Origin of the sequence: Streptomyces sp. AHA2 (genome assembly GCF_036857595.1) — a bacterium.
GTDB lineage: Bacteria > Actinomycetota > Actinomycetes > Streptomycetales > Streptomycetaceae > Streptomyces.
In genome coordinates this window covers 737417-763350 of record NZ_JAUQWJ010000001.1, presented here as the reverse complement: position 1 = coordinate 763350, position 25934 = coordinate 737417, and the positions used below count along the sequence as shown (strand labels likewise).

Annotated in this window: 23 protein-coding genes; 11 read left to right on the top strand and 12 right to left on the bottom strand. The window is 71.9% G+C overall.

The genetic code is table 11. The annotated features are described in order from the left end of the window. Positions 1–27 precede the first annotated feature (27 nt). Positions 28–261, top strand: a complete 234-nt coding sequence (locus tag Q5694_RS03625; RefSeq protein WP_333930487.1) for a hypothetical protein — start codon at positions 28–30, stop codon at positions 259–261. Between the two features lie 66 nt (positions 262–327). Here the strand turns inward: Q5694_RS03625 and Q5694_RS03620 are convergent, their stop codons facing one another. Next, positions 328–2073, bottom strand: coding sequence for a serine/threonine-protein kinase (locus Q5694_RS03620; protein WP_333930486.1), 1746 nt, complete (start codon positions 2071–2073; stop codon positions 328–330). Between the two features lie 128 nt (positions 2074–2201). Further along, positions 2202–2915, bottom strand: coding sequence for a hypothetical protein (locus tag Q5694_RS03615; RefSeq protein WP_333930485.1), 714 nt, complete (start codon positions 2913–2915; stop codon positions 2202–2204). 268 nt (positions 2916–3183) lie between these two features. On the opposite strand from Q5694_RS03615, the gene Q5694_RS03610 reads away from it, so the two are divergent. Beyond that, the gene (locus tag Q5694_RS03610; RefSeq protein ID WP_333930484.1) at positions 3184–3423 is read left to right on the top strand and encodes a hypothetical protein; all 240 of its coding nucleotides are present in this window, start codon (positions 3184–3186) and stop codon (positions 3421–3423) included. A 292-nt stretch (positions 3424–3715) separates the two neighbouring features. On the opposite strand, the gene Q5694_RS03605 is transcribed toward Q5694_RS03610, so the two are convergent. After that, positions 3716–4348, bottom strand: coding sequence for a DUF305 domain-containing protein (locus tag Q5694_RS03605; protein WP_333930483.1), 633 nt, complete (start codon positions 4346–4348; stop codon positions 3716–3718). Positions 4349–4407: 59 nt separating this feature from the next. Continuing rightward, entirely contained in the window at positions 4408–5343 is a 936-nt protein-coding gene (locus tag Q5694_RS03600; RefSeq protein WP_443040804.1) for a DUF1996 domain-containing protein, read from the bottom strand. A 347-nt stretch (positions 5344–5690) separates the two neighbouring features. Here Q5694_RS03600 and Q5694_RS03595 point away from each other — a divergent pair, with 347 nt between their 5' ends. The 3 genes from Q5694_RS03595 to Q5694_RS03585 all read left to right on the top strand — a co-directional run bounded on the left by Q5694_RS03595 (position 5691) and on the right by Q5694_RS03585 (position 11375). Further along, positions 5691–6692: a LacI family DNA-binding transcriptional regulator gene (locus tag Q5694_RS03595; protein ID WP_333930482.1), complete on the top strand. Its 1002-nt coding sequence runs from the start codon at positions 5691–5693 to the stop codon at positions 6690–6692. A 224-nt stretch (positions 6693–6916) separates the two neighbouring features. Then, positions 6917–9490, top strand: coding sequence for a discoidin domain-containing protein (locus tag Q5694_RS03590; RefSeq protein WP_333930481.1), 2574 nt, complete (start codon positions 6917–6919; stop codon positions 9488–9490). A 181-nt stretch (positions 9491–9671) separates the two neighbouring features. Further along, a complete protein-coding gene (locus tag Q5694_RS03585; RefSeq protein ID WP_333930480.1) occupies positions 9672–11375 on the top strand; it encodes a glycosyl hydrolase family 28-related protein in 1704 nt (567 codons plus the stop codon). Between the two features lie 9 nt (positions 11376–11384). Here Q5694_RS03585 and Q5694_RS03580 read toward each other — a convergent pair whose 3' ends face one another. The 3 genes from Q5694_RS03580 to Q5694_RS03570 all read right to left on the bottom strand — a co-directional run bounded on the left by Q5694_RS03580 (position 11385) and on the right by Q5694_RS03570 (position 14753). Further along, positions 11385–12590: a glycosyltransferase gene (locus Q5694_RS03580; RefSeq protein ID WP_333930479.1), complete on the bottom strand. Its 1206-nt coding sequence runs from the start codon at positions 12588–12590 to the stop codon at positions 11385–11387. A 188-nt stretch (positions 12591–12778) separates the two neighbouring features. Continuing rightward, positions 12779–13327, bottom strand: coding sequence for a DapH/DapD/GlmU-related protein (locus tag Q5694_RS03575; RefSeq protein WP_333930478.1), 549 nt, complete (start codon positions 13325–13327; stop codon positions 12779–12781). 238 nt (positions 13328–13565) lie between these two features. Beyond that, positions 13566–14753, bottom strand: coding sequence for an MFS transporter (locus Q5694_RS03570; RefSeq protein WP_333930477.1), 1188 nt, complete (start codon positions 14751–14753; stop codon positions 13566–13568). An 88-nt stretch (positions 14754–14841) separates the two neighbouring features. On the opposite strand from Q5694_RS03570, the gene Q5694_RS03565 reads away from it, so the two are divergent. Beyond that, positions 14842–15603, top strand: coding sequence for a DeoR/GlpR family DNA-binding transcription regulator (locus Q5694_RS03565; RefSeq protein ID WP_333930476.1), 762 nt, complete (start codon positions 14842–14844; stop codon positions 15601–15603). A gap of 74 nt (positions 15604–15677) precedes the next feature. Here the strand turns inward: Q5694_RS03565 and Q5694_RS03560 are convergent, their stop codons facing one another. After that, positions 15678–16184 (bottom strand): MarR family winged helix-turn-helix transcriptional regulator, encoded by a 507-nt coding sequence (locus Q5694_RS03560; RefSeq protein ID WP_333930475.1) that lies wholly within the window; start codon positions 16182–16184, stop codon positions 15678–15680. A gap of 50 nt (positions 16185–16234) precedes the next feature. On the opposite strand from Q5694_RS03560, the gene Q5694_RS03555 reads away from it, so the two are divergent. Next, positions 16235–16657, top strand: a complete 423-nt coding sequence (locus Q5694_RS03555) for a nuclear transport factor 2 family protein (RefSeq protein WP_333930474.1) — start codon at positions 16235–16237, stop codon at positions 16655–16657. 90 nt (positions 16658–16747) lie between these two features. After that, positions 16748–18919: a TerD family protein gene (locus Q5694_RS03550; protein WP_333930473.1), complete on the top strand. Its 2172-nt coding sequence runs from the start codon at positions 16748–16750 to the stop codon at positions 18917–18919. 333 nt (positions 18920–19252) lie between these two features. On the opposite strand, the gene Q5694_RS03545 is transcribed toward Q5694_RS03550, so the two are convergent. Both Q5694_RS03545 and Q5694_RS03540 read right to left on the bottom strand, forming a co-directional pair. Further along, a complete protein-coding gene (locus tag Q5694_RS03545; protein WP_333930472.1) occupies positions 19253–19456 on the bottom strand; it encodes a cold-shock protein in 204 nt (67 codons plus the stop codon). Positions 19457–19591: 135 nt separating this feature from the next. After that, complete coding sequence (locus Q5694_RS03540; RefSeq protein WP_443040803.1) at positions 19592–20032, bottom strand: MerR family transcriptional regulator; 441 nt, start codon at positions 20030–20032, stop codon at positions 19592–19594. Between the two features lie 50 nt (positions 20033–20082). On the opposite strand from Q5694_RS03540, the gene Q5694_RS03535 reads away from it, so the two are divergent. Beyond that, positions 20083–20523: an NAD(P)-binding domain-containing protein gene (locus Q5694_RS03535; RefSeq protein WP_333930471.1), complete on the top strand. Its 441-nt coding sequence runs from the start codon at positions 20083–20085 to the stop codon at positions 20521–20523. After that, the gene (locus Q5694_RS03530; RefSeq protein WP_333930470.1) at positions 20439–20942 is read left to right on the top strand and encodes an imine reductase family protein; all 504 of its coding nucleotides are present in this window, start codon (positions 20439–20441) and stop codon (positions 20940–20942) included. The genes Q5694_RS03535 and Q5694_RS03530 overlap by 85 nt, the downstream gene beginning before the upstream one ends. Positions 20943–21289: 347 nt before the next feature. Here the strand turns inward: Q5694_RS03530 and Q5694_RS03525 are convergent, their stop codons facing one another. Both Q5694_RS03525 and Q5694_RS03520 read right to left on the bottom strand, forming a co-directional pair. Beyond that, on the bottom strand, positions 21290–22015 hold the full coding sequence (locus Q5694_RS03525) for a GAF and ANTAR domain-containing protein (RefSeq protein ID WP_333930469.1): 726 nt from the start codon (positions 22013–22015) through the stop codon (positions 21290–21292). A 253-nt stretch (positions 22016–22268) separates the two neighbouring features. Beyond that, on the bottom strand, positions 22269–22655 hold the full coding sequence (locus Q5694_RS03520) for a gas vesicle structural protein GvpA (protein ID WP_333930468.1): 387 nt from the start codon (positions 22653–22655) through the stop codon (positions 22269–22271). Between the two features lie 370 nt (positions 22656–23025). Between Q5694_RS03520 and Q5694_RS03515 the strand changes: the two genes are divergently transcribed. Continuing rightward, positions 23026–25734 carry an ABC transporter substrate-binding protein gene (locus Q5694_RS03515; RefSeq protein WP_333930467.1) on the top strand — a complete coding sequence of 903 codons (2709 nt, stop codon included), beginning with the start codon at positions 23026–23028 and terminating at the stop codon, positions 25732–25734. Positions 25735–25934 lie beyond the last annotated feature (200 nt).

Here is a 25934-nt window from a genome sequence, read left to right as displayed (position 1 = left end):
GACGACCCGACGGCGAAAGGCACCGACATGGCCGACCACGAGAACCAGTCCGACAACCGCTACGACCGCGCGCGGGATCCCGAGGAGCCCGGCTCGCACTCCGGCGCGGAGAGCCAGGCGCAGGAGCGCTCGATACCGGGCACGGCGAGCAACCGCGAGGGTTACCGGACGGAGCAGGGCACGACGGCCGGCAAACCCCTGGAGGGCGTCGAGGCCGAGGAGGGGGCCGGGCGCGAGTCCGGCGGAGAGCAGGAGGAGTAGCCGGCCGGCGGGCGGCTGCGCCCGCGCCCCGCCGGCGACGCCCCGGCGACCGGTCGCACCGGCCGGTCAGTCCTGGGCCGGGAAGACTTTCGTCACCGTGCCCTTCAGATCGGCGTCCAGATGACCGCTGACGTGCTCGTCGGCGACGTACACGGCCAGCCCGAGGGGCGTGTCGAAGGTGTCGTCGGCGGGGCGGACCAGCAGGTAGCGCAGCGTCGGCCGATCCACGTTGAGGTCCTTCTCCGCCCGCTTCAGCAAAGGGGGAAGGACGCCCCAGTCGAAGTCGTCCAGGTCGAAGGGCTGGTCGCCCCCGATGGTCGCGCCGCTGATGATGCCCTTCTTGACGCCCTCAGCCGGCCGGTAGGTGTACGTGTCGTACTTGGTGTCGCTTCCCCTCACCATGATCTTCGCCGACACGTGCCCCGGGTAGACGGCGAAGTCGCACGCGTGGTCCGTGCCGGTCGCGGTCTTGAGCTCCTTCACCGCCGTCCGGATGCCGTCCGGGGTGAGCAGATCGGTCCTGGCGTCGGCCTGTGCGGCCGGCGCCGACCGCGACGGTCCCGGCGCTTCGGGGGCGCGGCCGGTGGGGTCGTCCGTCCTGGTCGAGGAGGAGCCGGGCCGATCGGCCGCCTTCTTCTCGCCGTTGCCGCCTCCCTCCGGCAGCACCTGCCACACCAGGACTCCCGCCAGTACGGTGCCGACGACGGCCGAGGCGACGGCGATGCGGCTCCTGGCCCGGCTGCCCGGCCCGGGTGCCGCCGCCCGGCGGGTGGGAACCGCCGGGTAGGGCGCCGGCGGGGCGACGGGCCCGGGCACGGCGTCGTGGCGGCCCGTCGGCCGGAAGCCGGCCGGAAGCCCGAAACCCGTCGGAGGCCCGAAGCCGGCGGGCGTGGGTGCCGGGTCCGCAGGCGGCGCGAGACGGAAGGAGGTGGCGTGGCTCCCTGCGCCGGGGACACCGGGAGCCGAACCGGAGCCTCCGGCCGCCTCCGCGAGCATCCGGTCCGCCGTCTCCGCACCGGCCCGGACGGCCGGGTCCTTGACGAGCACGGCGTTCAGGAAGCCGGTCAGCACTCCGGCCCGGCGAGGGGGCGGGAGTTCCTCGCTGAGGAGGGCCGCGAGCGTCGCGAGGGTCGTCCCCCGGCGCAGCGGGTGATGCCCTTCGACGGCGACGTACAGCATCATCGCCAGCGACCACAGGTCGGAGCCCGGGCCGCCCTCGCCGCCGGAGATGCGCTCGGGAGCCATGTAGTCGGGCGTGCCGATGAGGGAACCGGTCGCGGTCAGGGCGGTCGACTCCCTGATGGCCGCGATGCCGAAGTCGGTGAGCACGGGGCGACCGTCGGGCCGCATGAGGACGTTGGCGGGTTTCACGTCCCGGTGCTGGATGCCGGCGTCGTGCGCGGCACGCAGTGCGGCCAGCACCTCGCGGCCGATCCGGGCGGCCTCGACGGGCGCCAGCGGGCCCTTGTCCAGCCGGTCCTGGAGTGACCCTCCGGTCACCAGCTCCATGACGAGCCACGGGTAGGTGTGCTCCGCACCGTCCACGACGTGGTGGATGGTCACGACGTTCGGGTGGTCGACACGGGCCAGTGCCCGTGCCTCGCGCAGCACCCGGGCCCGCAGCATCGCCGCTGCAGCCGGATCGTATTCGGCGAGACCCGGATCGGACGGCCGTACCTCCTTGAGCGCGACCGCCCGGTCGAGGATGAGGTCGCGGGCCCGCCACACCAGGCCCATGCCGCCACCACCGAGCCGCGCCTGCAGTTCGAACCGCCCGTCGATGACCCGTCTGCCGGATTCCCCCTCGTTCATGGCCGGGAGCCTACGGGATGTCGGTGACACGGCCCCTCACAGGTGACTCAGGCACGGCACGGTCGGCCGGGGCGTCGCCCCACCGCCTGACGGAGCGGTGGGGCGAGCGTCGGTTCAGGGCGAGTCGGTCAGAGCGCCTTCGCGGTCGCGGGATAGGCGTTGTCCCGACCGATGGTGAGGTCGCTCTGCGGCAGGTTGCTGGCGTAGCAGGCGTACTGGGCGATGCAGAGGTTCACCGACCTCGCGAGGTAGGAGTGGTAGGGCGACCCCGCTCCACTCGGGTTGACGGTGCCCATCGGGGCTCCGACCGGGGCGAAGGACACGTCGGTGGTCAGTCCCTGGGGGTAGACCACGCTGGACTTGTCGGTGAAGTAGTCGTACCGGTTGTACGGGCCGGCCGTGATGACGCGCGACCACTCGGCTCCCGAGACCGTGTTGGCGGTGCACCAGGAGAACTTGTGGTGCCAGGTGTAGATGACTTCGCCCAGGTAGCTGGTGTTGGTCAGCGGGAAGTCGACGGTCAGGCACTTCGTCTGGTAGTCGGCTGTGGCGGCGGCTGCCGTCCGGGAGGCCGTGGCTTCCTTGCGCGCGGGCGGCGCGGCCTCGGTGATGACGGGCTTGCCCGCCCGCAGGGACACCGGGACCGTCCGGGCCAACTGCGGGTCGTTCTTGATGATCTGCAGGTCCGCCTGGGTGGCCTCGCCCGCGATCGCGTGCCGGATGGCGGTCGACACCGCCTGGTGGCTCGGTCCGCCCGCGGCGGAGGCATGACCGGCGCCCGCCGTTCCGGTCGTGAGGAGCGCGGCCGTGATGGCGAGGGTCGCCGTAACCCGAGTTCTCATCCAGTTCTCCACGTGTCTGGCACAGAGGTACGCGCCGAGTGGCGCAGAGGCCATGCTCGGCTCGTTCGACCGGCACACGTGGAGTAGACAGCACCCCACTGCGCTCGACGTCCCGTCGTGAGGGACACGTTGACGGCCCTTATAATCCGCCGCTCGTGGACGAAGCCCCCGCAGCCCTGGACGCCATGGCCCCCGGGACCGCTCGCGGCGCAGGGTCGTCGTCGTCTTCGCCCGGCCCTCCCACGACCGGCACATGAGGGAGCACGTCATGAGCGCAGTCGACGTCCCGGCCGCCATCCGTACCGTCACCGAGGCCACCAACCGCGGCGACAGCGAGGTGTTCGCCACCGCCTTCACCCAGGACGCCCGTCTCGACGACTGGCGGCGCACCTTCCACGGCCACGACGGCGTACCCGACACCGACGGCGCCGGCGCGATCGCCGCCGTCTCCGCGCACAAATACCTCATCCGGCCGAACATCAAGGGCCGCCGCCCCCGGTATGCATGATCCACACCCAGTGCATGGACAGAGAGGGGGTGACCTCGATGGAAGGTGGATACGGCCTCATCCAGTTCCTGCTCGATCTTCTCGGTCTTCTCTGATCACCACCGACGAGCCCGGCGCCACCCGGACGGATGCGCGCCGACGACCACGCGGTCAGGGGGGCGCGGCACCGTACGGCGCCGCGGCCCCCGAGTCGGTCGTCCGACGCTCCGGGAAACCGTCGCCGAACCGACCGGAGGGCACAGCCCGGCCGCGACCGAACCGTGCGGGTGCGACCGCACGGCCTTCGCAAGTCTCAAGGCGGCGGCATGCGGCGCAAGGCGTCGGTCGCCGTCGCGCCCACGCCGAGTGCCGTCTTCCGCACGTCCGGGCCGACGCGCGCCTTCCGCAGGGTGGCGGACAACGTCTGCGCCTGCTCCAGGTGGTCACGGATCGCCGAGCGCAGGAGCCGGTCGAAGGGCCGGCCGCGGGCACTCTCCAGAGCCCGCAGTTCCTGCCCGTCGACCATGCCCGGCATGTCGTGGCCTTCGTGGGGGTTGTCGTCGGGCACTCCTCGCTGCGCCAGGAGGGCGCGGAGCCGGGTGAGTTCCGTTCCGCGGCTCGCGGCGACCTCGGACGCCCAGACCGCGAGGTCCCTGTCACCCCCGCGCTCCCGTGCCAGCAGCAGGATGTGCCGGGCTTGCCGGTCCATCGCGATCGCCAGCTGGATCCACCCCACCTCGGTGGCGTCCGGCCGCGTGCCCGGGCCCCCGGAGGGGACCCGGGCACGTTCGTTCACGTCCCCGGTCGCGTGCGGTCCCTCGGGGGCAGCCGCACCGGGTCCCGGCCGCTGCTCCCGCGGTGAGCCGTCGCAGCCCGACACGGCCACGGCGCACAGCAGTGTGGCGACGAGGGCCTTGCCGAAGAGGCGAGGGGTCGGGTGCGCCATCGCTGCTCCTTGGGCATGGTTGCCGTGCCGAGGTGGAGGACGTGCCGTGCACCGGGCGATCAGGAGGGGTTGCCGTCCGCTCCGCACTTCACGATGGCGTTGATGCAGTTCGTGACCCTGCGGGCGAGTTCGTTCTCGGGCCAGGCGTTGAAGAAGTCACCGTGCATGGTGTAGCCGGGCCCGGAGGCCAGGCGCAGACCCTGGGTGCTCCCCGACACCGGATAGCGCAGGACCTGCCGGAGCTTGGGTACGGGCACCGGGTGAGTGGCCGGGCACGCGCCGTTCACCGGATAGGACATGTGGCTCTTGTGGTCTGCGGAGTCCAGGTCCTTCCCGTTCCAGCACTGCGGGAAGTCCAGGTAGGACTCCAGCATCGAACCGGCGGGGCAGGTGACGAAGTCCTTCGAGGGGTTGACCTCGCCGTGGTGGAGGCAGGACCAGCGGGCCACCGACGTCGGGTCGCCGACGCCGGTCGCCCTGGCGTTGCCGGCCACGATCCGCAGCCCCTGCGGGAACGGGCGGATGCGCTGGATGACGTCGTCGCGGACCCCTTCGCCGAGGTAGTAGAAGGTGGTGCCGGTCGGCTCCACCGGCTGGTCGTTGCGGTAGAGCGTGGGCACCCAGTACGACGAGGTGTCCACGGCGGGGGCGCAGGTCGTGGCCGAGCCGAGCAGGTCGGTGACGTCGGTGTGCGCGTTGGTCACCCTGCTGCCGAAGAAGCTGTGCATGTGGGAGGCGCCCGGCAGGCCGGGGAAGACGATCGGGTCGTCCGGGAGCCGATGGCTGTAGGGGCATTCGGCGAGGAACTCCGCGACCCGGATCACCTGGGCGCCCTGGGGGGCGGCGTTCAGGTCGGTGCTGTCCGGGCCGCTGCGGGGCACGGCCGCTCCGGTGTAGAGGGTGGCGAGCAGGAGGCCGAGACAGGCCAGGGCGGTCGTCCACGCGCGGCGCCCGGACCGGCTGCCGGTGAACGGGCGGGGGGAGGTTCTCAGCACAGCACTCCTCCTGGGGGGAAGTGGTGGGGGCTGCCACCGGAAGCGGTTCCGGAACCGGTTCCGGCCTTGTGCGTGAATGAAAGGGACATGCCACGCCGTCGTCAATACCTCTCGTGGAGATTGGTACGCCCCGACTCCCTTCCCGTTTCGGGACTTGACGCTGCGACAGGTGGGTGCGGCGCTCTCGCCCAGTGCGCTGCGGCGGCACGGCCCCGGTGCCCGTCCGCGGTGTTGACGCAGGTGGGAAGCCGCTGTTTGACTCGGGCGTCGCGCCCGGAAGCGGAGCCGGACCCGGGCGGGGCGCCCCGTCCGATGGCCGAGTGATCGTGTGCAGGAAGAGGGATGCGGTGCGTGTCACCATCGCGGACGTGGCCCGGATGGCCGGCGTGAGCAAGACGACCGTCTCCCGGGTACTGAACACCCGCGCCGAGGTGGACAGTTCAACGGCCGCCCGCGTCCGGGAGGTCATCGACCGGCTGGGGTACGTGCCCAGCTCCGGCGCGGTGGGCCTGGCCCGCGGCAGGAGCCGCACGGTCGGCATGCTCGTGCCGTCCTTGACCTGGCCGTGGATGGGTGAGGTCCTCCAAGGGGTCGTCGACACGGTGGAGGCGGCCGAGTTCGGACTGCTGCTGTTCACCTGCAACCGGGGCACCGACTCGGTCGAGTGGTTCACCAGCCAGGTCTCGGCCGGCGCCTTCGACGGGCTGATCGCGGTGGAACCGGAGGACACCTTGGCGATGCTGACCGCACTGCACCGCAAGGGACTCCCGGTCGTGCTGATCGACGACCGCGGCCGGCACCCCGAGTTCCCGTACGTGTCGGCCGCCAACCGTGAAGGGGCAGCGGCGGCCGCGCGGCACCTGCTGGACGAGGGACGGTTCCGGCCGCTGGTCCTCGCCGGGCCGTTGCGCTTCGGCTGCGTGCGCGACCGCCGCGAAGGCTTCGACGCGGTGTACGCCGGGAGCGGCCGTGCGAGGGATCCCGCCCTCTTCGTCGAGAGCGACTTCACCGAGGCCGGCGGTGAGGAGTCGGTCCGCCGAGTGCTGCGCGAGGGGCGGGACTTCGACGCCGTCTTCGCGCACAACGACCTCGCCGCCATGGGCGCCATGTCCGCCCTGCGCGCGGCGGGACTGCGGGTGCCCGAGGACGTCGCCGTGATCGGCTTCGACGACATCCCGATGGCACGGCTGACCCAGCCCGCCCTGACGACGGTCCGGCAACCGATGCGCCGGATGGGAGAGACCGCGGCCCGGATGCTCCTCGGCCACCTGTCGGGCGAGACGTACCCCGGACAGCAGGTCGTCCTGCCGACCTCCGTGGTGGTCCGCCGGTCGACGACCACCGATTGACCCTCCGGGCCCGCACGACTGCACGCTTGGCCGCCCGCCCGCGTCGCCAATTCCCGCTCCCCGGACGGCAATCCGTGTCCGAGGGCTTGCCCCGCCGATGGGTCACCCCTTAAATCAAATCGTGAACTAAGCGGCCCCACCGCCGTACTCCCCATCGGCACGCCTGTGCGCCGAGCGGCACGCCCTCGTGTGAGCCCCGCACCGGCCCCGCAGAAAGTTGACGCATGAGACACATCACCGGCGTGCGACGCCTCAGACGCCGAGCACTGGGTGTCGCACTGATCTCCACCGCGGCACTCGTCACTCTCCCCGCCCAACTGCCCGCGGCGGCGGCGGAGGTGCCGCTGTCCCAGGGCAGGCCCGTCACGTCGTCCTCGACCGAGAACGCCGGGACGCCCGCAGCCAACGCCGTGGACGGCGACCGGGGCACCCGGTGGTCGTCGGCCGCGGGCGACGACCAGTGGCTGCAGGTGGACCTGGGCGCCACGGCGTCCGTCACCCGGGTCGTCCTGGACTGGGAGGCCGCCTACGGCAAGGAGTACAAGATCCAGCTGTCCCGGGACGGCGCCGGGTGGAGCGACGCCGAGACCGTCACGGGAGGCGACGGCGGGATCGACACCGTGGACGTCTCGGGCCAGGCCCGTTACGTACGCATGCAGGGTCTCGAGCGTGCCACGTCCTGGGGCTACTCCCTGTTCGAGTTCCAGGTCTTCGGCACCAGGGGCGACGCGCCCTCCGGGGCGTGCGACACCGCCGACGCCGCCCGCGGCAAGCCCTCCTCGGCCTCCTCCGTGGAGAACACGGGCACCCCGGCCTCCGCGGCGTTCGACGGTGACGCCGGCACCCGCTGGTCGAGCCGGCCCTCCGACCCCCAGTGGCTCCAGGTCGACCTGGGGTCGGACAAGGAACTGTGCAGGATCGACCTGCACTGGGAGGCCGCCTACGCCAAGGACTTCCAGCTCCAGGCGTCCGGCAACGGCCGGGACTGGACCGTGCTGAAGGAGGTCACCGGCGCCACCGGCGGACGTGCCTCCTACGAGGTCGACGGGGCCGGCCGCTACGTCCGTGTCCTCGGCACGGCCCGCGCCACCCCGTACGGCTACTCCCTGTGGGAGATGGCGGTGCACACCGAATCCGGCGGCACCACCGGCCCGATCCAGGGCGGCGGCGACCTGGGCCCGAACGTCATCGTCGTGGACCCGTCGACGCCGAACCTGCAGCAGAAGTTCGACCAGGTCTTCGCCCAGCAGGAGGAGAGCCAGTTCGGCAGCGGCCGCTACCAGTTCCTGCTCAAGCCCGGCACCTACAACAACATCAACGCCCAACTGGGTTTCTACACCTCGATCTCCGGGCTCGGCCTCAACCCCGACGACGTCCAGATCAACGGTGACATCACCGTGGACGCGGGCTGGTTCGACGGCAACGCCACCCAGAACTTCTGGCGGTCGGCCGAGAACCTGGCCCTCACCCCGGCCAACGGCACCAACCGGTGGGCGGTCGCCCAGGCCGCGCCGTTCCGCCGGATCCACGTCAAGGGCGGCCTCAACCTGGCCCCCAACGGCTACGGCTGGGCCTCCGGCGGCTACATCGCCGACTCGAAGATCGACGGCACGGTCGGCCCCTACTCGCAGCAGCAGTGGTACACCCGCGACAGCAGCGTCGGCGGCTGGACCAACGGCGTGTGGAACATGACCTTCACAGGCGTCCAGGGCGCGCCCGCCACCAACTTCGCCACCGGGCCCTACACCACGTTCGACACCACTCCCCTCTCCCGGGAGAAGCCGTTCCTCTACCTGGACGGCGACACCTACAAGGTGTTCGTGCCCGCCAAGCGCACCAACGCGCGCGGTGTCTCCTGGCCGGCGAACACCGGCGGAACCTCCCTGCCGCTGGACCAGTTCTACGTGGTCAAGCCCGGCGCGACGGCCGCCACCATCAACGCGGCCCTCGACCAGGGTCTCCACCTGCTGTTCACGCCGGGTGTGTACCACCTGGACCGGACCATCGAGGTGGACCGCGCCAACACCGTCGTCCTCGGCCTCGGACTGGCCACGATCATCCCCGACGGCGGCATCGACGCCATGCACGTCGCCGACGTGGACGGCGTCCGCCTGGCGGGATTCCTGATCGACGCCGGTGCGACCAGGTCGGACACGCTGCTGCGCATCGGCGAGCCCGGCGCGTCGGCCGACCACGCGGCCAACCCCACCACCCTGCAGGACGTGTTCGTGCGCATCGGCGGTGCGGGCCCCGGTCTCGCCACCGACTCGGTGGTCGTCAACAGCGACGACGTCCTCATCGACCACACCTGGATCTGGCGTGCCGACCACGGCGAGGGTGTCGGCTGGGAGACCAACCGCGCCGACTACGGTCTCCGCGTCAACGGCGACGACGTCCTGACCACCGGTCTGTTCGTGGAGCACTTCAACAAGTACGACGTGGTCTGGAACGGCGAGCGCGGCCGCACGATCTTCTTCCAGAACGAGAAGGCGTACGACGCTCCCGACGAGGCCGCCATCACCCATGACGGCATCGTCGGATACGCGGCCTACAAGGTCGCCGACACGGTGAACGAGCACGAGGCGTGGGCACTCGGCAGTTACTGCAACTACACCTCCGACGACACCATCGTGCAGCACCACGGCTTCCAGGTGCCGGTCAAACCCGGCATCAGGATGCGGCACCTGATGGTGATCTCCCTCGGCGGGAAGGGGCAGTACCGCCACGTCATCAACGACACCGGAGCCCCGACGTCAGGGACGGACACCGTCCCCTCCAAGGTGGTCCAGTTCCCCTGACCCGACGGACGGCTCGAGTCCCCGGGGCGCAGGACGCACGTCGCCCCGGGGACTCGGGGCGGTCGGCCGGAAGCACCTCGCGCGTGTTCATATAGATGAACATCGTGCGCATGGGTGTACGGACTGGCTTCCGCGTGCCACTCTCGGGTGGCCAGGTCCCGGAAGGACAGGAGTTGCACGCATGGACGGAAACCAGTCCGGCACCGCCTCCGGTGTCAGCAGGCGTGCGCTGCTCGGCAGCGCCGCGGCCGTGGCCACCGGTGTGATCACGGGGGCCGGCACCGCGTACGCGGCACCGGGACCCGGCGTCCGGACCGTGCCGGATCTGTGGCACGAGTACGCGCGTGAGCCGTACCGGCATCCCCAGATCCCCTTCGTCGGACGGGCGGGCTTCCGGGGCGGGGCCACCCGACTGCCCCGGCGCCCCGTGGTCGCCGACGTACGCGACTTCGGCGCCGTGGCGGACGGCCGAACCGACTGCGCCCCGGCCATCAACCGCGCCATCGCCGCAGCCGGTGCGGCCGGCGGTGGCACGGTCCGCATCCCGCCCGGCGTCCTGCGCATCGAGGGCCTGATCCGCCTCGGGCACTCCCACGTCGTCCTGCGCGGCGCCGGCAGCGCCCGGACGACGCTCCACGCCACGAGGAATCTCACCGAGCTCATCGGCCCCTACGGCTCCCGGTACGGTGGCGACAAGTCGTCCTGGTCGTGGGCGGGCGGACTCATCTGGCTGGCGCCCGAGGCGCGTTGGAACTCCCTCACCGACGCGATCAGAGCACGCGCCTGGCCGTTCGAGGGCTGGACCGGCAACCGGCGCGAGGAGTGGCGCACCCTCACCCCCATCGCGGCGGCACGCAGAGGCGACTGGACCGTGACCGTCACCGACCCGGCCGGACTGCGCCCCGGCGCCCTGGTCCTGCTCCGCCTCGCCGACGACGCCGGGCACACCCTGCTGGAACACATGGCGGGCGACGGCCCCGGCCCCGAGTCCTACACCTGGAGCGACAAGAGCAAACTGCTCTCCTACGTTCCCTACGAGTGGCCCGTCCGCATCACCCGCGTCCGCGGACACAGGGTGACGCTCGAACGCCCTCTCCCACTGGATCTGCGTCCCGAGTGGGAGCCCCGGTTCACCACCCACACAGCGGAGTTGACCGGATCGGGCGTCGAGGGCCTGACCCTGGAGGCGGTGGAGACCCCGCAGCGGCCCCACCTCCTCGACCTGGGGTACAACGGCGTCGTACTGCAGTGCGCGTACGACTGCTGGGTGGACGACGTGACGGTCCGGCACACCGACAACGGTTTCGGCCTGGTCGCCGCCTCCGCCTGCACCCTGCGCCGCACACGTGTCACGGGACGAGGCAGTCACCACCCCTACTTCTGCCGCGAGGGCTCGCACGACAACCTGATCGAGGACTTCACCATCGAGGAGCGCACCACGCCGGTCCCCGCCGGCACCCAGTTGCACGGCATCAACGTCGAGGGCCTGTCCTCCCACAACGTCTGGTCGCGCGGAGACATGAGGATGGGCACCTTCGACAGCCACCGCGGCATGCCGTTCGCCAACGTCCGCACCGACATCACCGTGAACAACAACGGCCGCCACGGCGGCGACGCCGGCGCCGGCCCCCTCTTCGGGGCGCGCTTCGCCCACTGGAACATCCGCGTCGTCAACGGGCGGGCGGGCCTCATGAAGATCGACGGCTTGGCGCCGTACTCCGCGACCGTCGGCATCAACCAGGTCCGGGAGTTCGACCAGATCGACGTACCGGACTTCGAAGGTGACCTGCACAGCCGTCTGGAGCTGTACGGCACCACCGACGTGGTCCGCCCGGCCAACCTCCACCAGGCCCAGCGCGCCGCCCACGCGGCCGGGCGGACGTGAGCGTGACCGCTACACCTCGGTCAGTCGGCGGGCGGCGATCGACGCACCGTCGGTGCGGACCCGTCCCGCGACGGCGTGGGCGGTCTCGGTCACCTCGGGTGCAAGGGCGCTGCCCAGCGCCGCGGTCAGGGAGCCGACCGTGGGGTCACCGGGCGCGTGGGCGAGGCCGATCCCGAGTTCGCCGACGCGGCGGGCGAAGGAGAACTGGTCGAACACGCGCGGGACGATCAGTTGGGGCACCCCGGCCGCGGCCGCTGTCGTGGTGGTGCCCGCCCCGCCGTGATGCACCACCGCGGCGACCCGGCGGAACAGCGCCTGCTGGTTCACCTCACCGATCAGCAGGCAGTCGGGCGCGGCTTCGTCGAGCGACAACTCGGCCCAGCCGCTGGCGATGATCGCGCGGCGGCCGAGTGCCCGGGCGGCGGCGACCGCCGTCCGGGCGGTGTCGGCAGGGGCGTGCATGCTGCCGAAGCCGAAGTAGACGGGTGGCTCACCGGCGTCGAGGAACTCCTGCACCTCTGCCCCGAGCGGCCGGTGATCCGCCATCATCCACGCCCCGGTCTGGAACACGTCCAGCTCCGACGGTTCGGGCCACGGGGCGAGGGTGGGGTCGGCGGCCAGCCACGGGGTGCCGGTGAAAAGGTGACGGCTCACGTCACCGACCGGCGCGAGACCGGCGGCTCCGCGCTGCGCGTCGAGGGCTGCACCCCACAGGGTGTTCCAGCGCTGTGCGTCCTGAGCCCACAGGGTCCGGTTGTCCGGCGGGCCGTCCGACGGCTGCTCTCCCAACAGCCCGAACACGGGCGGCGCGTGGTGCGGTGAGGGCAGGGTGACGGGCGCGAACGCGGCGTACACGTACCCGATGCGCCGTTCCTCGGCGACCGAGCGGGCAGCGATGGCCAGGGCACCGCCTCCGACGATCACGTCACACCCCTCGGCAGCCGCGCGCACCGCTCGGAACTGACCGGCGACCGTGCCCTCGATCATCCTTCGCCGCTGCTCCGGCGTGGGCACGAGATCCCTGGGCCGCTTCGCTGTCGCACGCAACTCCGGTCCGACCGGGACGTAGGCGACCCCCAGCGACCGGGCCCACTCCCGGAAATCGGGCGGCGCGCACACGACGGCCTCGTGCCCCGAACCCATCAGCTCGACGGCCAGAGCGACCACCGGCTGCACTTCTCCCCGCGACCCGACCGTGGACAACAACACCCGCATACGCACTCCCGGATTCCTCCGCGCCTCGTGACGCGAGGGGTCATCTTCGCCCGATATGGGGGCCTTGCGGCAAGATCCCCCCTGCGCTATACAGTGAAGCGGGAGCTGGAGAAGGCCTTCCGAACGGTGGGGATCACGGCCTCCGGCTGATCGACCGTGTCGGCTCGGGCCGGCGACATGGTCAGCGCTCACTGCGCCCAGCGCTTGCGCGCCACCGCCGCCGGTCCGGTCACCAACGTGTCGGCGGGGACGTCCTTCGTGACGACGGCTCCCGCGCCCACCACCGCCCCGCGGCCGATCGTCACACCGGGGAGTACCGTCACCGCGGCGCCGAGCCATGCACCGGCTTCGATGGTGACGGCCGCCCGGGTGATGTATCTGCTCCGCTCGGCGGCCGGCAGCGGGTGGTCGGAGGAGATGAGGTTGGTCTTCGGGCCGATCAGTACTCCGTCGCCCAGGCGGATGCCGCCCTGGTCCAGGAAGGTGCACCCCTGGTTGACGAAGACGTGCTCGCCGAACTCGATACCGAGGCCGTGGTCGGTGTAGAAGGGCGGGTGGACAGTGACGGATTCGTGGACGGGCTTGCCGACGATCTCGGCCAGCAGGGCCGCGCGGGCGGTCTTGTCGTCGAACGGCAGGACGTTGAGTCGTGACGTGAGCGTGGTGACGTACTCGATCCGCTCGGCCACCCGCGCGAACTCTTCCGTGCGGAGGTGGAGACGGTCGTGGTCGGGCATGCGGGCTCCTTGCGATCGGCCGTCCGGGCGCGCCGGCGGAGTGCGGCGGTCTGCGACATGCTGATCGACTCGCCGCCGCCGGAAGGCATCGAAGCGAGCGGGGCGCACGGGAAGCAAACAACGAACGGGGTGGGCACTCCAACCAGCGGTTGTCCGCGCTGGACGGGCCGTGCCCGGCACCGAACTCGCAGTGTGGCGGGCCTGCGCGGCGCGTGGTCAGGCCGCGCCGCGCAGGCGGTCAGGAGGCAGGTTCGGCGGTCCGCGCCCGGTCCGGGACGGGGCGCAGGACGCCGGCCGCGAGGACGGCGGTCGCACAGAAGAGGGAGAGCAGCAGGAAGGTGTGGTTGAGCGCCATGAGGTGGGTCATCCAGCCGATGACGGCGGGGCCCGCCAGCATGCCGATGTACCCGAGCCCGGCGACCCGCGAGACGTTCGCGCCCGCGGCTGCGGGGTCTGCGTGCCCCGCGGCACTGAACAACTGCGGGACACAGCCCGACAGACCCAGGCCGAACAACGCCCAGCCGGTCAGCGCCGCCCAGATCCACGGGGACAGGGCCGCGACCGTGATGCCGACGGCGGCCAGAGCCGCACCGTGGCGGAGGACCGCGACCGGACCGAACCGCCCGGATATCCGGTCTGCCAGCAGTCTGCCGACGGTCATGGTCGTCGCGTACGTGCCGTAGGCGAATGCGGCGGTGCTCTCGGGCGCGTCCAGCACGGTCTTGAGATGGAGGACGCTCCAGTCGTTGGCGGCGCCCTCGCACAGCATGATCAGCAGGGCCAGGACGGCCAGGAGCCGGATACGACCGGGGACGGGTCGCTCGGGCTGCTCGGGCCGGTCCTCGGCGTCGGGCACGGGGGTGGTCCGCACGGCGGGCAGGAGGCCGCGTGCCGAGACCAGGGCGATGACGACACCTGCGGTCGCGGCGACGCCCAGGATGGTGGCCGGTGACCAGCCGATGTCGATGGCCGCGGCACCGGCGAGCGCGGCGAGGACGCCGCCGACCGAGAACGTGGCGTGGAAGCCCGACATGACAGGCCGGCCGTAGGCCTTCTCGACCTGCACGGCGTGCGCGTTCATGCTGACGTCGAGGGTGCCGTTGCCGAACCCGAAGAGCAGGAGGGCCGCGCCGAGGGCCCATGGCTCCCGCGCGAGGCCGGGCAGTACGAGGGTCGCGCTGCACAGCACTCCCGCCACGGGGACGACGGCACGGGTGCCGAGCCGGTCCGACAGGCGTCCTCCGACCTGCATGCCGACGAAGGCCCCGGCGCCGAGCAGTACGAGGAACCCGCCCAGGGCCGCGTGGGAGATGCCGACGCGCTCCTCCACCGCCGGGATCTGCACCACCCACATACCGAGCAAGGTGCCGTTGAGAACGAAATAGACGACCGTCACAGCGCGGGCGACGCGCAGCGCTCTTTCCATGCACCCACCCTAACGAACACAAGGCTTGTGCGAAACAGTGCCTATCGAACACTTTCCACGTTCGATGAAGGTGGTGTTGAATCACCTCATGAACACCGTGGAGCGTCATCGACAGATCACCCAGGCCGTCCGGGAGGCCGGCCGGGCGACCGTCACCGAACTCGCCGAGCTGACGGCCGCCTCGGAGATGACCATTCGCCGGGACCTGGACCACCTGGCGGCGCAGGGGGTCCTCGAACGGTTCCGCGGTGGCGCGCGCACTCTGCTGCTGCGGGGAGAGGAACCGCCCTTCTCGCTGCGCGCCCACGAAGCCGTCGAGGCCAAGCGCCGGATCGCGGCGGAGGTGGCATCGCTCATCTCCGACGGGGAGACGGTGCTGCTCGACAGCGGTACGACTTGCCTGGAGGTCGCGCGGCTGCTGCGGGGCCGGCAGGTCACGGTGATGCCCCTGTCGCTGCAGGCGATCCACGTGCTCGGCGACGCGCCCGAACCGACCTCGCTGCTCGTCCCGGGCGGCCGGCCGCGCGCTGCCGAGGGGGCCCTCATCGGGCCGCTGACCCTGGCCTCCCTGGCGGCGCTGCGCTTCGACACCGCCGTCCTGGGGTGCTGCGGCCTGACCGCGGGGGATGGCATGACGGCCTACGACCTCGACGAGGCGGTGGTGAAGAAGGCCGCGATCGCCTCGGCCCGCCGCGTCGTCGCCGCCGCCGACGGCAGCAAACTGGGCCGCACCGCTCAGGCCTACGTCGGCCCCTCGACGTCGGTGCACGTCCTCGTCACGGACGCCGGTGCGCCCTCGGACGAGACCACGGCACTGGAGAACAGCGGCATCACGGTCATGATCGTCTGAGCGCCCCCACACGGAAGCAGAACCGGGCGCCGGCCTCGCCCGCGGACGAACGGGCCGCCGTGGACGCCCCTGCCTCAGCGCGGCGGCCTGACATCGCGGTGATGGACCGCCGCCGTACCACCCAGTTCGTCGAGGAGATCGACGAGCACCGCCCGCGTCACGTCGAAGGGCGTGCCGCGCGACCCGCCGGCGGCCGCCCCGTCGGACCGCTCCCGCAGACGCGCCTCGAGTCGCTCGCGTGCGTGCCGTGCGGCGGTGACGGCTTCCCTGCCCCTGCCGGTCAGCGCGACATGGCGGACCCGGGCGTCGCGAGGGCTCGGCAGGCGCTCGACGTAGCCGAGGCGCTCGAGTTCCGCGACGACCTTGGAGGCCCCCTGCTGCGTCATGTCGAGCTTCGCCGCCAGGTCGCTCACCGTCGGTCGCCCGTCGACGAGGTGCTGGAAGACGTATCCGTGCGACATCCGCAGGTCGCCGAATCCCCGGGACGCCAGGTCGGCCCGGACCGCGCCGCCAGCCGCGAGGCCGACGAACAGGGCGAGGCTGCCGAGGTCGAGGCTGGAGGGTTCGACCGGTTCGCGCATGGAGCCAGCATCCCTTTGACAACCCTGGTTGTGCAACTATGGTTGTGCATATGACGCAGACCGATCGGACCGATCAGCACCCCCACGTCCGTACCGCTCTCCGCTATCACGAGGCGGTGGCCCGGCTGGCCGCACCGGAGCAACTCGCCGAGTTCCTGCACCCGGACATGACCCACTCCCAGTTGCCCAACGCCCTGTTCCCCACCGGCACCGAACGCGATCTCACGGAGACACTCGCCGCGTCCGCCCGGGCTCGCACGTTGCTCAGCGATCAGAGCTACGAAGTGATCAACGCGGTGGCCTCCGGGGACCGGGTCGCCCTGGAGATCAAGTGGTCCGGCACACTTGCCGTCGGCTTCGGTGATCTGCCCGCAGGCCATGTCATGCGCGCGCACATCGCGGCCTTCCTCGAGTTCCGGGACGGCAGGATCGTCGCTCAGCGCAACTACGACTGTTACGAGCCCCTCACCTGACACCGGCCGGCGCGCGAACGGCCCACAGGACGCTCCGGGCAGCGGGAAATCACCGTGCACCCGTTCGCACACATCTGCGATCATCCCCGGATGGCGCACGGTCTGGAATCACTCGTCCTCCGACACACCCACCGCATCCCCTCCCCCAAGGGCTCCGCCGGGCAAGGCACCACCGCTGCGCGGCAGTTCGACGCGACGCTGGCGTCCGTCGGCTTCAAACTCTCGGCGGAGCTGCTGGAACGGCTCTCCGGGCTGTCCGAGGCCGCGGTCGTGCACACCGCGAAGCGGACACTGCGCACGGTCCGGGAGATGGTGGGCGACCACGTCCGGCACAACTCGTACTTCATCGACTTCCCGGCCAACGTGCCGGACACCGAGGAGTTCTGGATGCGGTGCGTGGGCCAGGCGCTCGGCGACGGCACATCGCGCCAGAACGTCCTGACGCAACTGGCACAGGGCGTGCTGGACCTGCTCAGCCTGCCCGCGTACGGCCGCTACCGGCACACCTACGAGGAGATGCTCGCGGCGCAGGACGAGCTGATCGCCTCGGCGGGCGACCGCGTGACCGTCCTGCACCTCGGACGGGACCTGGACGACGAAGTCACCGAGCTGTACCTGGCCCTGGCGGGCAGTACGACACCCCTGGGCGAGGAGCACCTGGGCGACCTCCGGGTCCTCGCCGGGGCGTGCGCGCTCGGACCGCAGCCGGAGGCGATCCCGGTCAGGGAGAGCCGCGCCGTCGTCAACGCGGCCCGTCTCGCCGTGGGTGCGGACCCGCTGGTCGACACGGTCGTCGATGTGCTGCGGCTGGCGTGTGCCCTCTCCGGCGGTGACGTCACGCTGCAGGAGCCGACCCGCTTCAAGGGCTTCCCACGGCCGGTGCGCCGGAAGCTGCTCGCGGGCCTGGACGCCGTGGTCGAGGCGAACCCCGCCAAGCTGGCCGACGTGCACGCCCACCGTGAGCCGTTCAAGCGGCTCGGGGAGCGTCTGCACCCGCACGAGTACCCGCAGTGGCCGTACGCGGCCGATGTGTTCGCCGTGGCCCGGGGCGAGAAGGAGGCGCCGTCGTTCGACAGCCGCGTCGAGCAGCTGCTCCACGCGTCCGACGTGCTCGGCGCCGTGCGCCTGCTGAAGTCCGCGCCCGGCAGGCTGTTCCGCGCCCTGGACCTGCTGCTGCGTGCAGCAGTCCGCCAGGAGGAGCGGGACGCGGTGGTGGCGGCCGCGGTGGAGGTCGCTCCCGAGGTGTCCGGCCGGGTCGTGCTGTCGGTGCGCGAGCACTTCCAGAACCGGGAGCGGGAGAGCGGACAGCACCGGATCTTCGTCAACCGCCGGGGCCGCGGCTGGGTCGTCCCGGACGCGCGGCCGCCGGTGCCCGCCGCCGACCGCGATCGCCTGCTCAACGCCCTGGACGCCGAGATGCGCCGCAGGCTGCCCGCGACGGGCCGGCTGCTGCTCGACCCGGGCGTCCTGGACGTGGCGCTCCCGCTCAGCGGCAGGGCGTCCGCGGCCGGGCTCGGGGTGCTGCCGCGCGGTTCGCTCTCGGCGGTCGACGGCGAACGCCTGCGCTTCTTCGTGTACTGGAAGCAGGACCGGCGGCGCACCGACTACGACCTGTCGGCCCTGCTGCTCCGCAGCGACTACGGCACCGATTCCTGGCTGTCGTACACGTCGCTGCGGGCCGTCGGCGGGCGGCACTCGGGCGATGTGACCGAGGCGCCCGACGGGGCGTCGGAGTTCATCGACCTGTCCCTGGACCGGGTGCGCAGCACCTTCATCGTGCCGCAGGTCAACATCTACGCGGGCGAGGGTTTCGAGGAGACCGAGGAGTCGTTCTTCGGCTTCATGGTGCGCGACGGCGAGCAGAAGGGCCGGCCGTTCGAGCCGCGTACGGTGCGCATGAAGTCGGAGCTGCGCGGGACGGGCCGGGTCGCTCTGCCGCTGGTGTTCCGGCGGCAGGACGACGGCCGGTGGTCCGCGAAGTGGCTGCACCTGTATCTGAAGGGCATCTCGTCGGCCAACCGGGTCGAGGAGAACCAGGTGTCGGTGTCCAAGGTGGTGCGGGCCCTGGCCGAGCGCGAGTACCTGACGGTGCGCTACCTGGCCGGCCTGCTGGCCCACGGCACCACTGCCGCCGAGCTGTGGGACGGCGGGGCGGCCCCGGACGAGCCCGTGACGTACATCGGTCTCGAACGCCCCGAGGGACTGCCCGCGGGTTCCCGGGTCGTCACCCTGGAAAACCTGCGCGACCTGATCCCCGACTGAGTGCTAGCGTTGCCTTCGGCGAGGCCATGAAGGGGCTTCCTTCTCACTCCTTTCCGACACAAGTTCCTTCGCTTTCCTCGCCCTTGCTGTCGCCCCGGGCGGCGTCCGCGCTCACCGCGCGGGCGCCGCCCGAGCCGTGTCGGGCCTTCCCCCGTCACGAGGAGGCCGGATCGGCCGGAGAAACACCTCAGGGGCCCGGCGGTGCCGGGCCCCTGAGGCGCGCGTAGCGGGATTCAGACCTGCGGCCTCTGAGTCGTGAGCCGGTGGGCTGCCGGGTGTGTCACCGCGTCCGCGGTGTCGCCCCGCAACCCGGCTCCAGGGGCCGGCGGAACGTCAGCCGCGGACGATGTTCTCGGCCTGCGGGCCCTTCTGGCCCTGGGTGACGTCGAACGTGACCTGCTCGCCCTCGACCAGCTCGCGGTACCCGTTGCCCGCGATGTTCGAGTAGTGAGCGAAGACGTCCGGTCCGCCGCCGTCCTGGGCGATGAACCCGAAGCCCTTTTCGGAGTTGAACCACTTCACGGTGCCGCTGGCCATACAGAATCCTTCGATCTCGCCGGGAGTACCGGCCGGGTGAGTGACGGGTCCTTCCGCTGGGGGAAGAGACCCGTGGACCGTTCTACCCCGAAGTCGGCTCGACTATTCGATCATCGACACAGGAGTCGGGCACTTTCATGCTCCCGGTGTCTTCCGGTTCTCCGTCAGGGCTGCCGGTGGCGCGGGAACCGTGGGCGCCAGCCGCTCCCGCGTGGCCGTCAGGTACTCGCGCAGCGTCTGCCGGGACCGGGCCAGCGTGTCGATCTTCTCGTCCAGGGCGGTGATGCGCGCCTGCAGCAGATCCAGGGTTTCCGGGCAGGGCGTGAGGTCGGGGGCCGCACCGGACACGCACGGCCGGAGGTATCCGATCTCCCGGGTCGACAGCCCCGCGTCGAGGAGCTTCCTGATCTGGGCGACGGTCACCACGGCTTCCTCGCCGTAGTCGCGATAGCCGTTGCCGCCGCGGTCCGGCACCAGCAGACCCTGGACCTCGTAGTACCGCAGCTGGTGCGGGTTCACCCCCGTCCTGCGGCTCAACTCCCCTATGCGCACGCGCAGTCCCCCCTTGACCTTCATACCGGTGTGAGCCTTCACGATTGTGCCACCGACCGGCAAAGGAGCTTCGAATGCGGACCAGTACACCCGTCGCCGTCCTGGGTCTCGGACTGATGGGGGGCGCTCTCGCCGGGGCGTTCCTGCGCGCCGGGCATCCGGTGACCGTGTGGAACCGCACGGCCGTCAAGGCCGACGCCCTCGTGGCCCGGGGCGCGACGCTCGCCGGGTCCTCTGCCGCCGCCGTCGCGGCAGCCCCGCTGGTCGTGGTCTGCGTGTCGGACTACGACGCCGTCGCCGGGATCCTCGACGGGCCGCTGCGCGGCCGGGTCGTGGTGAACCTGACCACGGGCACGCCGTCGCGTGCCCGGGCACTCGCCGAGGAGGTGCGGCGCCGCGGTGGCGGCTACCTCGACGGAGGGGTCAGGCCGTGCCCGAAGCCGTCGGCACACCCGAGGCCGTGCTCGCGTACAGCGGGCCGCGGCCGCTGTACGACCAGTACGAGGCCGCCCTGAGCAGTCTCGGCACGGGCCTCCACCTCGGCGACGACCCGGGCCTGTCGGCCACCTACGAGATGGCCACGCTCCTCCTCATGTGGGGCACGCTCGACGGCTTCCTCAACGGCGTCGCCATCCTCGAGAAGGCCGGTGTGTCCGCTGGGGCCTACCTCCCCGTCGCCCGCACGGCGATCGGGACGATGGCGGGCCGGCTGCCGGATTACGCCCGCCAGGCCGACGAGGGCGCGTACCCGTCCGACGACGGTACGGTCGGCACCCACCTGGTGGCCATGGGTCACGTGATCGAGGAGAGCGAGTCGGCCGGGGTCAACGCGGAGCTGCCGCGGTTGATGCGGGCGCTGGCCGAACGAGCCGTGGCCGCCGGTCACGGCTCCGGTGGGTACGTGGCGCTGCTGGAGCAGTTCCGCGCACCGTGAGCCGTGCGGGTGGCCGGGCGGGCACCCGTGCGCCGGTCGACCGTACGTCCCCGCGCCGCCGGGTTCCCCTTCGTGGACCGCTGGTCAGCACCCGGCAGAGGTAGGCGGTCGCGGTGTGCCGGGTGTCCTCAGGGGGTTCCCGCCGTAGCCGGGAGGCAGGTGGCCGCCCAGGGCGGTGACGGCGAGGCGTTGCGCAGCCGGGACAGCTCCCCGTCGAGGGAGCGGGTGAGGGAAGGACCGTGCTCGCGCGCCGCCCGTCCGTCGCCGTCGTCCCCATCGGGTGCCCGCTGCCGGGTGTGCCCAGCAGGGGGCTGGTTCCCAGCAGCCGGCTCGCCCGTCAGGTGGCGTCAGGGGCGGTGACGCAGTTCGGGCGTCGTGGGAGGCCGGCCGCCGAGGCTGGTGATGAGTTCGGTGCAGAGGTCGCGCATCTTGATGTTGCGGTGCTGCGACGCCGAGCGCAGGATCGTGAACGCCTCCTCGGCGGTGCACCGGTTCTGGCCGATGACCACACCGATGGCCTGGTCGATGACCCCGCGGGATCGCATGGCGGTCTGCGCCTGCTCGGCGAACTCCTCCGCGTCGGCGATGCGCTGGGCCAGGGCGATGCCACCGGTGGCCTGGGACGCCAGGTCGCGCAGCGCGGAGAGGTCGGTCCCCTCGAAGGCGGCCGGGGACCCGGCATAGAGATTGAGGGCGCCGGCCGTATGGGTGTGCGGCGCGATCGGCAGCGACAGGGACGAGAGGATGCCGTGCGAGGCGGCGTACGCGGGATAGTCGCCCCAGCGGCTCTCGTCCCGCATGTCGCGGACGGGGATCTCCTCGCCCCTGCGCAGCGACTGCAGGCAGGGGCCGTCGTCCTGGCCGTACTGCTTCTCGTCCAGTTTCGGCGCCGGTGGCCCCGCGCTCACCACGGTGACGGGCCGCCCGCCACGTTCGAGGGTGATGCCGGTGCCCTCGCAGCGGGCCAGTCTCAGGGCCGTGTCGGCCAGTGCCTGGAGGAAGGCCTCCAGCGAGTCGGCCTCCAGCAGCAGCTGGGGGATGCGGTTGCCGTCGTAGGCGTCACCGGCGCTCATGAGCGGTTCCTTCACTGGCCTTCTCGGCCGGCTTCCTGTCGTGCCACCGGGGCTACGGACTCCACAGTCCGAAGGAACACCTCAGGGCGGCCCGCACCTCACTCCTGCACGGTCGCGGGAGCAGTGCGGCCCTCTCGCCCGCGAACCAGCCTGAGGGTCGGCGGGAGCGGGTCCCGGATCCGAGGCTTCCGGGCCCTCGGCCAGTCGCAGGACGCCCCGGGTTCCCTGCCGGCAGCGGTGCGAAACGCGTCTTCTACGAGCGACCGCGTCCCGCCTGACGTTCCCGGCCCTCGTCCCGGGCCTGCTGGAAGGCGTCGGCGATGGTCTCCGCGGCGCCGGACAGAGCGCCCTTGGTCTTGCCGCGGGCACCGGATTCGGTGACCTTGCCCGCCAGCTCACTGAGCCCGGCCGGCTTGCGCGGCCCCGCTTCCAGGTCGAGGCGGTTGCACGCCTCGGCGAAGCGGAGGTAGGTGTCCACGCTGGCCACCACGATGCGTATGTCGATCTTGAGAATCTCGATGCCCACGAGTGAGACGCGCACGAACGCGTCGATCACCAGGCCACGGTCGAGAATGAGCTCCAGAACGTCGTAGAGGCCGCTGGAACCGCCCCCGCCACCCTGCTGTGTCGCGACGGTCATCGCGTCTCACCCCTCGTCGTCCGCGTCGTCTCTGCGCGTGGCCCTGTGCGGGCTGCTCCCGCCGGGAGGCGGGCATGGCATGCGGATGACCCCTATTCGCCGCGTCAAACACGCGTGCGACGCTCGTGCGATGGGCGGCCGCGCGCGGCGCCCGCCCACCGCGGCAGGCGTGTGCCGTGGTTTTCCGTCCGGACCGGGACCGTCTGTCACGATCACGCCCAGCGCCTTCGTCGAGCCCGTCCCGGTGCACCGCCCGTCACCCGTGACGGTGCCTGATGGCGCGTCAACACCCGTTGTGACGGCGCGTGTTCGAGGCGTACCCTCTGCACTCCGCAGAGTGCAGGCAGCGTTGGCAACGGGGGCCTTCCGCATGACGTCGTTTCGCGGTGAATCCGACGAGCTCTTCCCGGACCCGGTGAACGGCCGGGCCGAGATCTTCGTCAGTGACTATCCGACCGCCATCACACCGGCCGACCCGGCCCGCCTGGACACCCGGCCACCGCTGTTCGTCTTCCGCGTCGCCACGGACGGCCCCGCCGGCGAGGAGGGCGTGAGGCGGGTGCTGGGGGCGCTGCGCAGGCCCCTGGACGACCGTGGTCCGCTCGTCCCCTACGCACTCGTGCCGGCCGCGGAGGAGCCGGTGCTGCTCACCGAGCAGGCGGGGCACTTGCTGGAGAACGGCACACCGCGGCGCATGACGCCGGACAGGTATCCGCACTTCGCCGTCGTCCGGTCCCTCGTCACGTACGTCCGTGACCATCCCCAGCAGACGGCCGGCGGCTACGCCGAGGAGCTGCGCAGGCACGCCTGCGACCGGCAGCAGGCGGAGCGGAGAGGCCTGCTCGGGCGCTTGCCGAGGGCGGCCTCGACCGACGTGGCGCCGGACGGCGCGGACGTGAAGGGCTGGCTGCTGAGGGTTTTCTGGCTGTCGTTCACCTGCCATCTGCCCCGCTGGGTCTGGTCCCGTCTGATCTCCCGGAAGGTCACGCGGCGCTGGCTCGGGGGAATGCGGGAGGCGGGCGGGCGCCGCGACCTGTACCAGGTGATGGCCCACGTCGCCGCCACCCAGGCGCCGCGGCTGCGCATGGCCTCGGACGAGCGGCGCCGGGAGCAGGCCCTGCAGACGTTGGAGAAGCTCCTGCTCAGGGCTCTGCTGGAGGACCTGGCCACACCGAGGACCGGCCGGTACCTGCCCAAACGGCGACGGCGTACGGCGCGACCGGTGCTCCTGATCGAGGTCCCGCCGCCCGGCGCCGACGGCGCCCGCCGCGCCGAGCGCTTCCTGCGCGTCCTGCACGAGCTGCGCGACACCGCCCCGCGGCCGGGGCCCCTCGTCATCGCCGTCGGCAGACCGGACGAGGCGTTCATGGCCGAGCTCGGTGCCCGCGAGTCCACCCTCTCCCACGCCGCCACCGCACTGAGCTCGCAGGACGGCGCCCCCGTCGCCTTCACCTTCGACGAGGCGTCCCTCACCAGTCCGGGGCTGCCCATCGCCCGGGTCGAACCGCACCGTCGCTTCCGCACCAGCTGGCGCACCACCACCGCGCTCCTGGCCGGCACGGCCGTCCTCGCCCTGACGGCGGGGGGTGTCGCCGTCGACCGGGTCCGGGACGACGGCGACCGCAGCTGCGTCGGCGGCACGGCCTCCGTCGCCGACCGGGCGCGCTCGCGCCCCGTTCCGCTGAACGCGAGGGGCTGGTACGCCGGTGCGCTCAGGGCCATCGCCGACCAGAACCGGCGCGCGGAGGCCTATGCCGCGAAGGGACGGGACGTGCGCACCGTCGTCGCCTTCGTCTCCAGCCCGCCGCGCACCGAGGACGACATGCGCTTCGACGGGACGATCCCGGAACTGCGGGGCATCGCCATGTGGCAGCAGCAGCTCAACCAGGACGCGGGCTCGGACGAGCACGCCGTGCCGTTGCGGGTGGAGGTGCGCAGTACCGGTGAGGCGTACCGCGGCGCCGTGACGGAGGCCCGGAAGCTGGTCGCGGAGGTGCGTGAGGAGAAGGACACCGAGGACCACGAGAAGATCGTCGGCGTCCTGGCGTACGCGCAGAGCCGGGACGAGACACGCGCCGCCCTCCGGGTACTCGACCGGGAGGGCATCCCGACCGTCGGCACGACGGCCACCGCCAACGAGATGCTGCACGGGAACGCGACCAGGAGCTACTGGCCCTTCACCCCGGACAACGAGCGCGAGGCACGCATCGCGGCGAACTTCGCCGGTGGCGCCGACATCGTGGCCCGGCGCGACGACCCCGACAGCTGCTCCCCCGCCCGGCGCGCCGTCGTCATCAGGAACTCGGCCGACCTCTACAGCCGCAGCCTCGCCGGCCGCTTCGTGTCGGCGTTCCCCGGCAGCACGCGCGTCTTCGACTTCAACCAGGAGGGCGACTTCGGTCCGCAGCCACCGGACGGCGCCCCCACTCTGACCAGTGCGAGCGTGCTCGCCGAGCAGTTGTGCAAGGCCCTCGCCGAGGAGCCGCGGTCCGTCGTGTACTGGTCGGCCCGGGCCAAGGACTTCACGGCCTTCATCAGAGCGGTGGACAAGCGCGGCACCTGCGTGGACCAGCCCGTCACGGTCCTCGGCGGCAACGAACTGACGAACGTGGCCCAGACCGGCGCCTACTCCACGCAGGACTGGCTGCGGCTGTACTACTCGGCGCACCGGCTGCCCGACGGACACCCCTCCCTGAGCGCCGAGACCCGGCAGTTCCTGTCGCGGTACGACGCCTTCGTGCGGACCTACGGGGCCGGTGCCGACCCCTGGCGGCAGGACGGCCACTCCGCGGTCTCGTACGACGCCTTCCACGTGCTGTCGGAGGCGGTGAACCAGGCCCGGTCGCGCGACGAGCGGATCGAGCGCCGCTCGGTGCTGATCACCCTCGCGGGCGGCGTGGCCCCGTTCAACGGGGCCACCGGCTACATCGCCTACGCGCCGGACGTCAACGCGCCCCCGGTGGACAAGACGCTGGTCATCCTGCGTCAACTGGGCACGCGGCCGCAGGCGGTGCTGGTGTGCGGTGCGTTCGACATGGGCGAGTCGAGCCGGAAGCAGGGGCGGCCGTGCGTGTCGTGACCCGCGCACGCGTCGGGCGCTGACGCCGTCCGGTGCACGGCGCGGCTGCGCCTTCCGGCCCACCGACCGCACCGGTTCCCGGGCGTGCCCCTACACCGCCGGGGGCGCCGTGAGGGACAGGCGCGGCCCGGTCGCCGGGCGTGTGAACGGGGAGCGCGGCGACCGGGGGTTGTTGCTCGGCCGTTGCACGAAGCCCGCCG

Coding starts and splice junctions, on each gene's coding strand:
- Q5694_RS03625 (WP_333930487.1), top strand. CDS start 28: ATGGCCGACCACGAGAACCAGTCCGACAACCGCTACGACCGCGCGCGG.
- Q5694_RS03620 (WP_333930486.1), bottom strand. CDS start 2,073: ATGAACGAGGGGGAATCCGGCAGACGGGTCATCGACGGGCGGTTCGAA.
- Q5694_RS03615 (WP_333930485.1), bottom strand. CDS start 2,915: ATGAGAACTCGGGTTACGGCGACCCTCGCCATCACGGCCGCGCTCCTC.
- Q5694_RS03610 (WP_333930484.1), top strand. CDS start 3,184: ATGAGCGCAGTCGACGTCCCGGCCGCCATCCGTACCGTCACCGAGGCC.
- Q5694_RS03605 (WP_333930483.1), bottom strand. CDS start 4,348: ATGGCGCACCCGACCCCTCGCCTCTTCGGCAAGGCCCTCGTCGCCACA.
- Q5694_RS03590 (WP_333930481.1), top strand. CDS start 6,917: ATGAGACACATCACCGGCGTGCGACGCCTCAGACGCCGAGCACTGGGT.
- Q5694_RS03585 (WP_333930480.1), top strand. CDS start 9,672: ATGGACGGAAACCAGTCCGGCACCGCCTCCGGTGTCAGCAGGCGTGCG.
- Q5694_RS03580 (WP_333930479.1), bottom strand. CDS start 12,590: ATGCGGGTGTTGTTGTCCACGGTCGGGTCGCGGGGAGAAGTGCAGCCG.
- Q5694_RS03575 (WP_333930478.1), bottom strand. CDS start 13,327: ATGCCCGACCACGACCGTCTCCACCTCCGCACGGAAGAGTTCGCGCGG.
- Q5694_RS03570 (WP_333930477.1), bottom strand. CDS start 14,753: ATGGAAAGAGCGCTGCGCGTCGCCCGCGCTGTGACGGTCGTCTATTTC.
- Q5694_RS03565 (WP_333930476.1), top strand. CDS start 14,842: ATGAACACCGTGGAGCGTCATCGACAGATCACCCAGGCCGTCCGGGAG.
- Q5694_RS03560 (WP_333930475.1), bottom strand. CDS start 16,184: ATGCGCGAACCGGTCGAACCCTCCAGCCTCGACCTCGGCAGCCTCGCC.
- Q5694_RS03555 (WP_333930474.1), top strand. CDS start 16,235: ATGACGCAGACCGATCGGACCGATCAGCACCCCCACGTCCGTACCGCT.
- Q5694_RS03550 (WP_333930473.1), top strand. CDS start 16,748: ATGGCGCACGGTCTGGAATCACTCGTCCTCCGACACACCCACCGCATC.
- Q5694_RS03545 (WP_333930472.1), bottom strand. CDS start 19,456: ATGGCCAGCGGCACCGTGAAGTGGTTCAACTCCGAAAAGGGCTTCGGG.
- Q5694_RS03540 (WP_443040803.1), bottom strand. CDS start 20,032: ATGAAGGTCAAGGGGGGACTGCGCGTGCGCATAGGGGAGTTGAGCCGC.
- Q5694_RS03535 (WP_333930471.1), top strand. CDS start 20,083: ATGCGGACCAGTACACCCGTCGCCGTCCTGGGTCTCGGACTGATGGGG.
- Q5694_RS03525 (WP_333930469.1), bottom strand. CDS start 22,015: ATGAGCGCCGGTGACGCCTACGACGGCAACCGCATCCCCCAGCTGCTG.
- Q5694_RS03520 (WP_333930468.1), bottom strand. CDS start 22,655: ATGACCGTCGCGACACAGCAGGGTGGCGGGGGCGGTTCCAGCGGCCTC.
- Q5694_RS03515 (WP_333930467.1), top strand. CDS start 23,026: ATGACGTCGTTTCGCGGTGAATCCGACGAGCTCTTCCCGGACCCGGTG.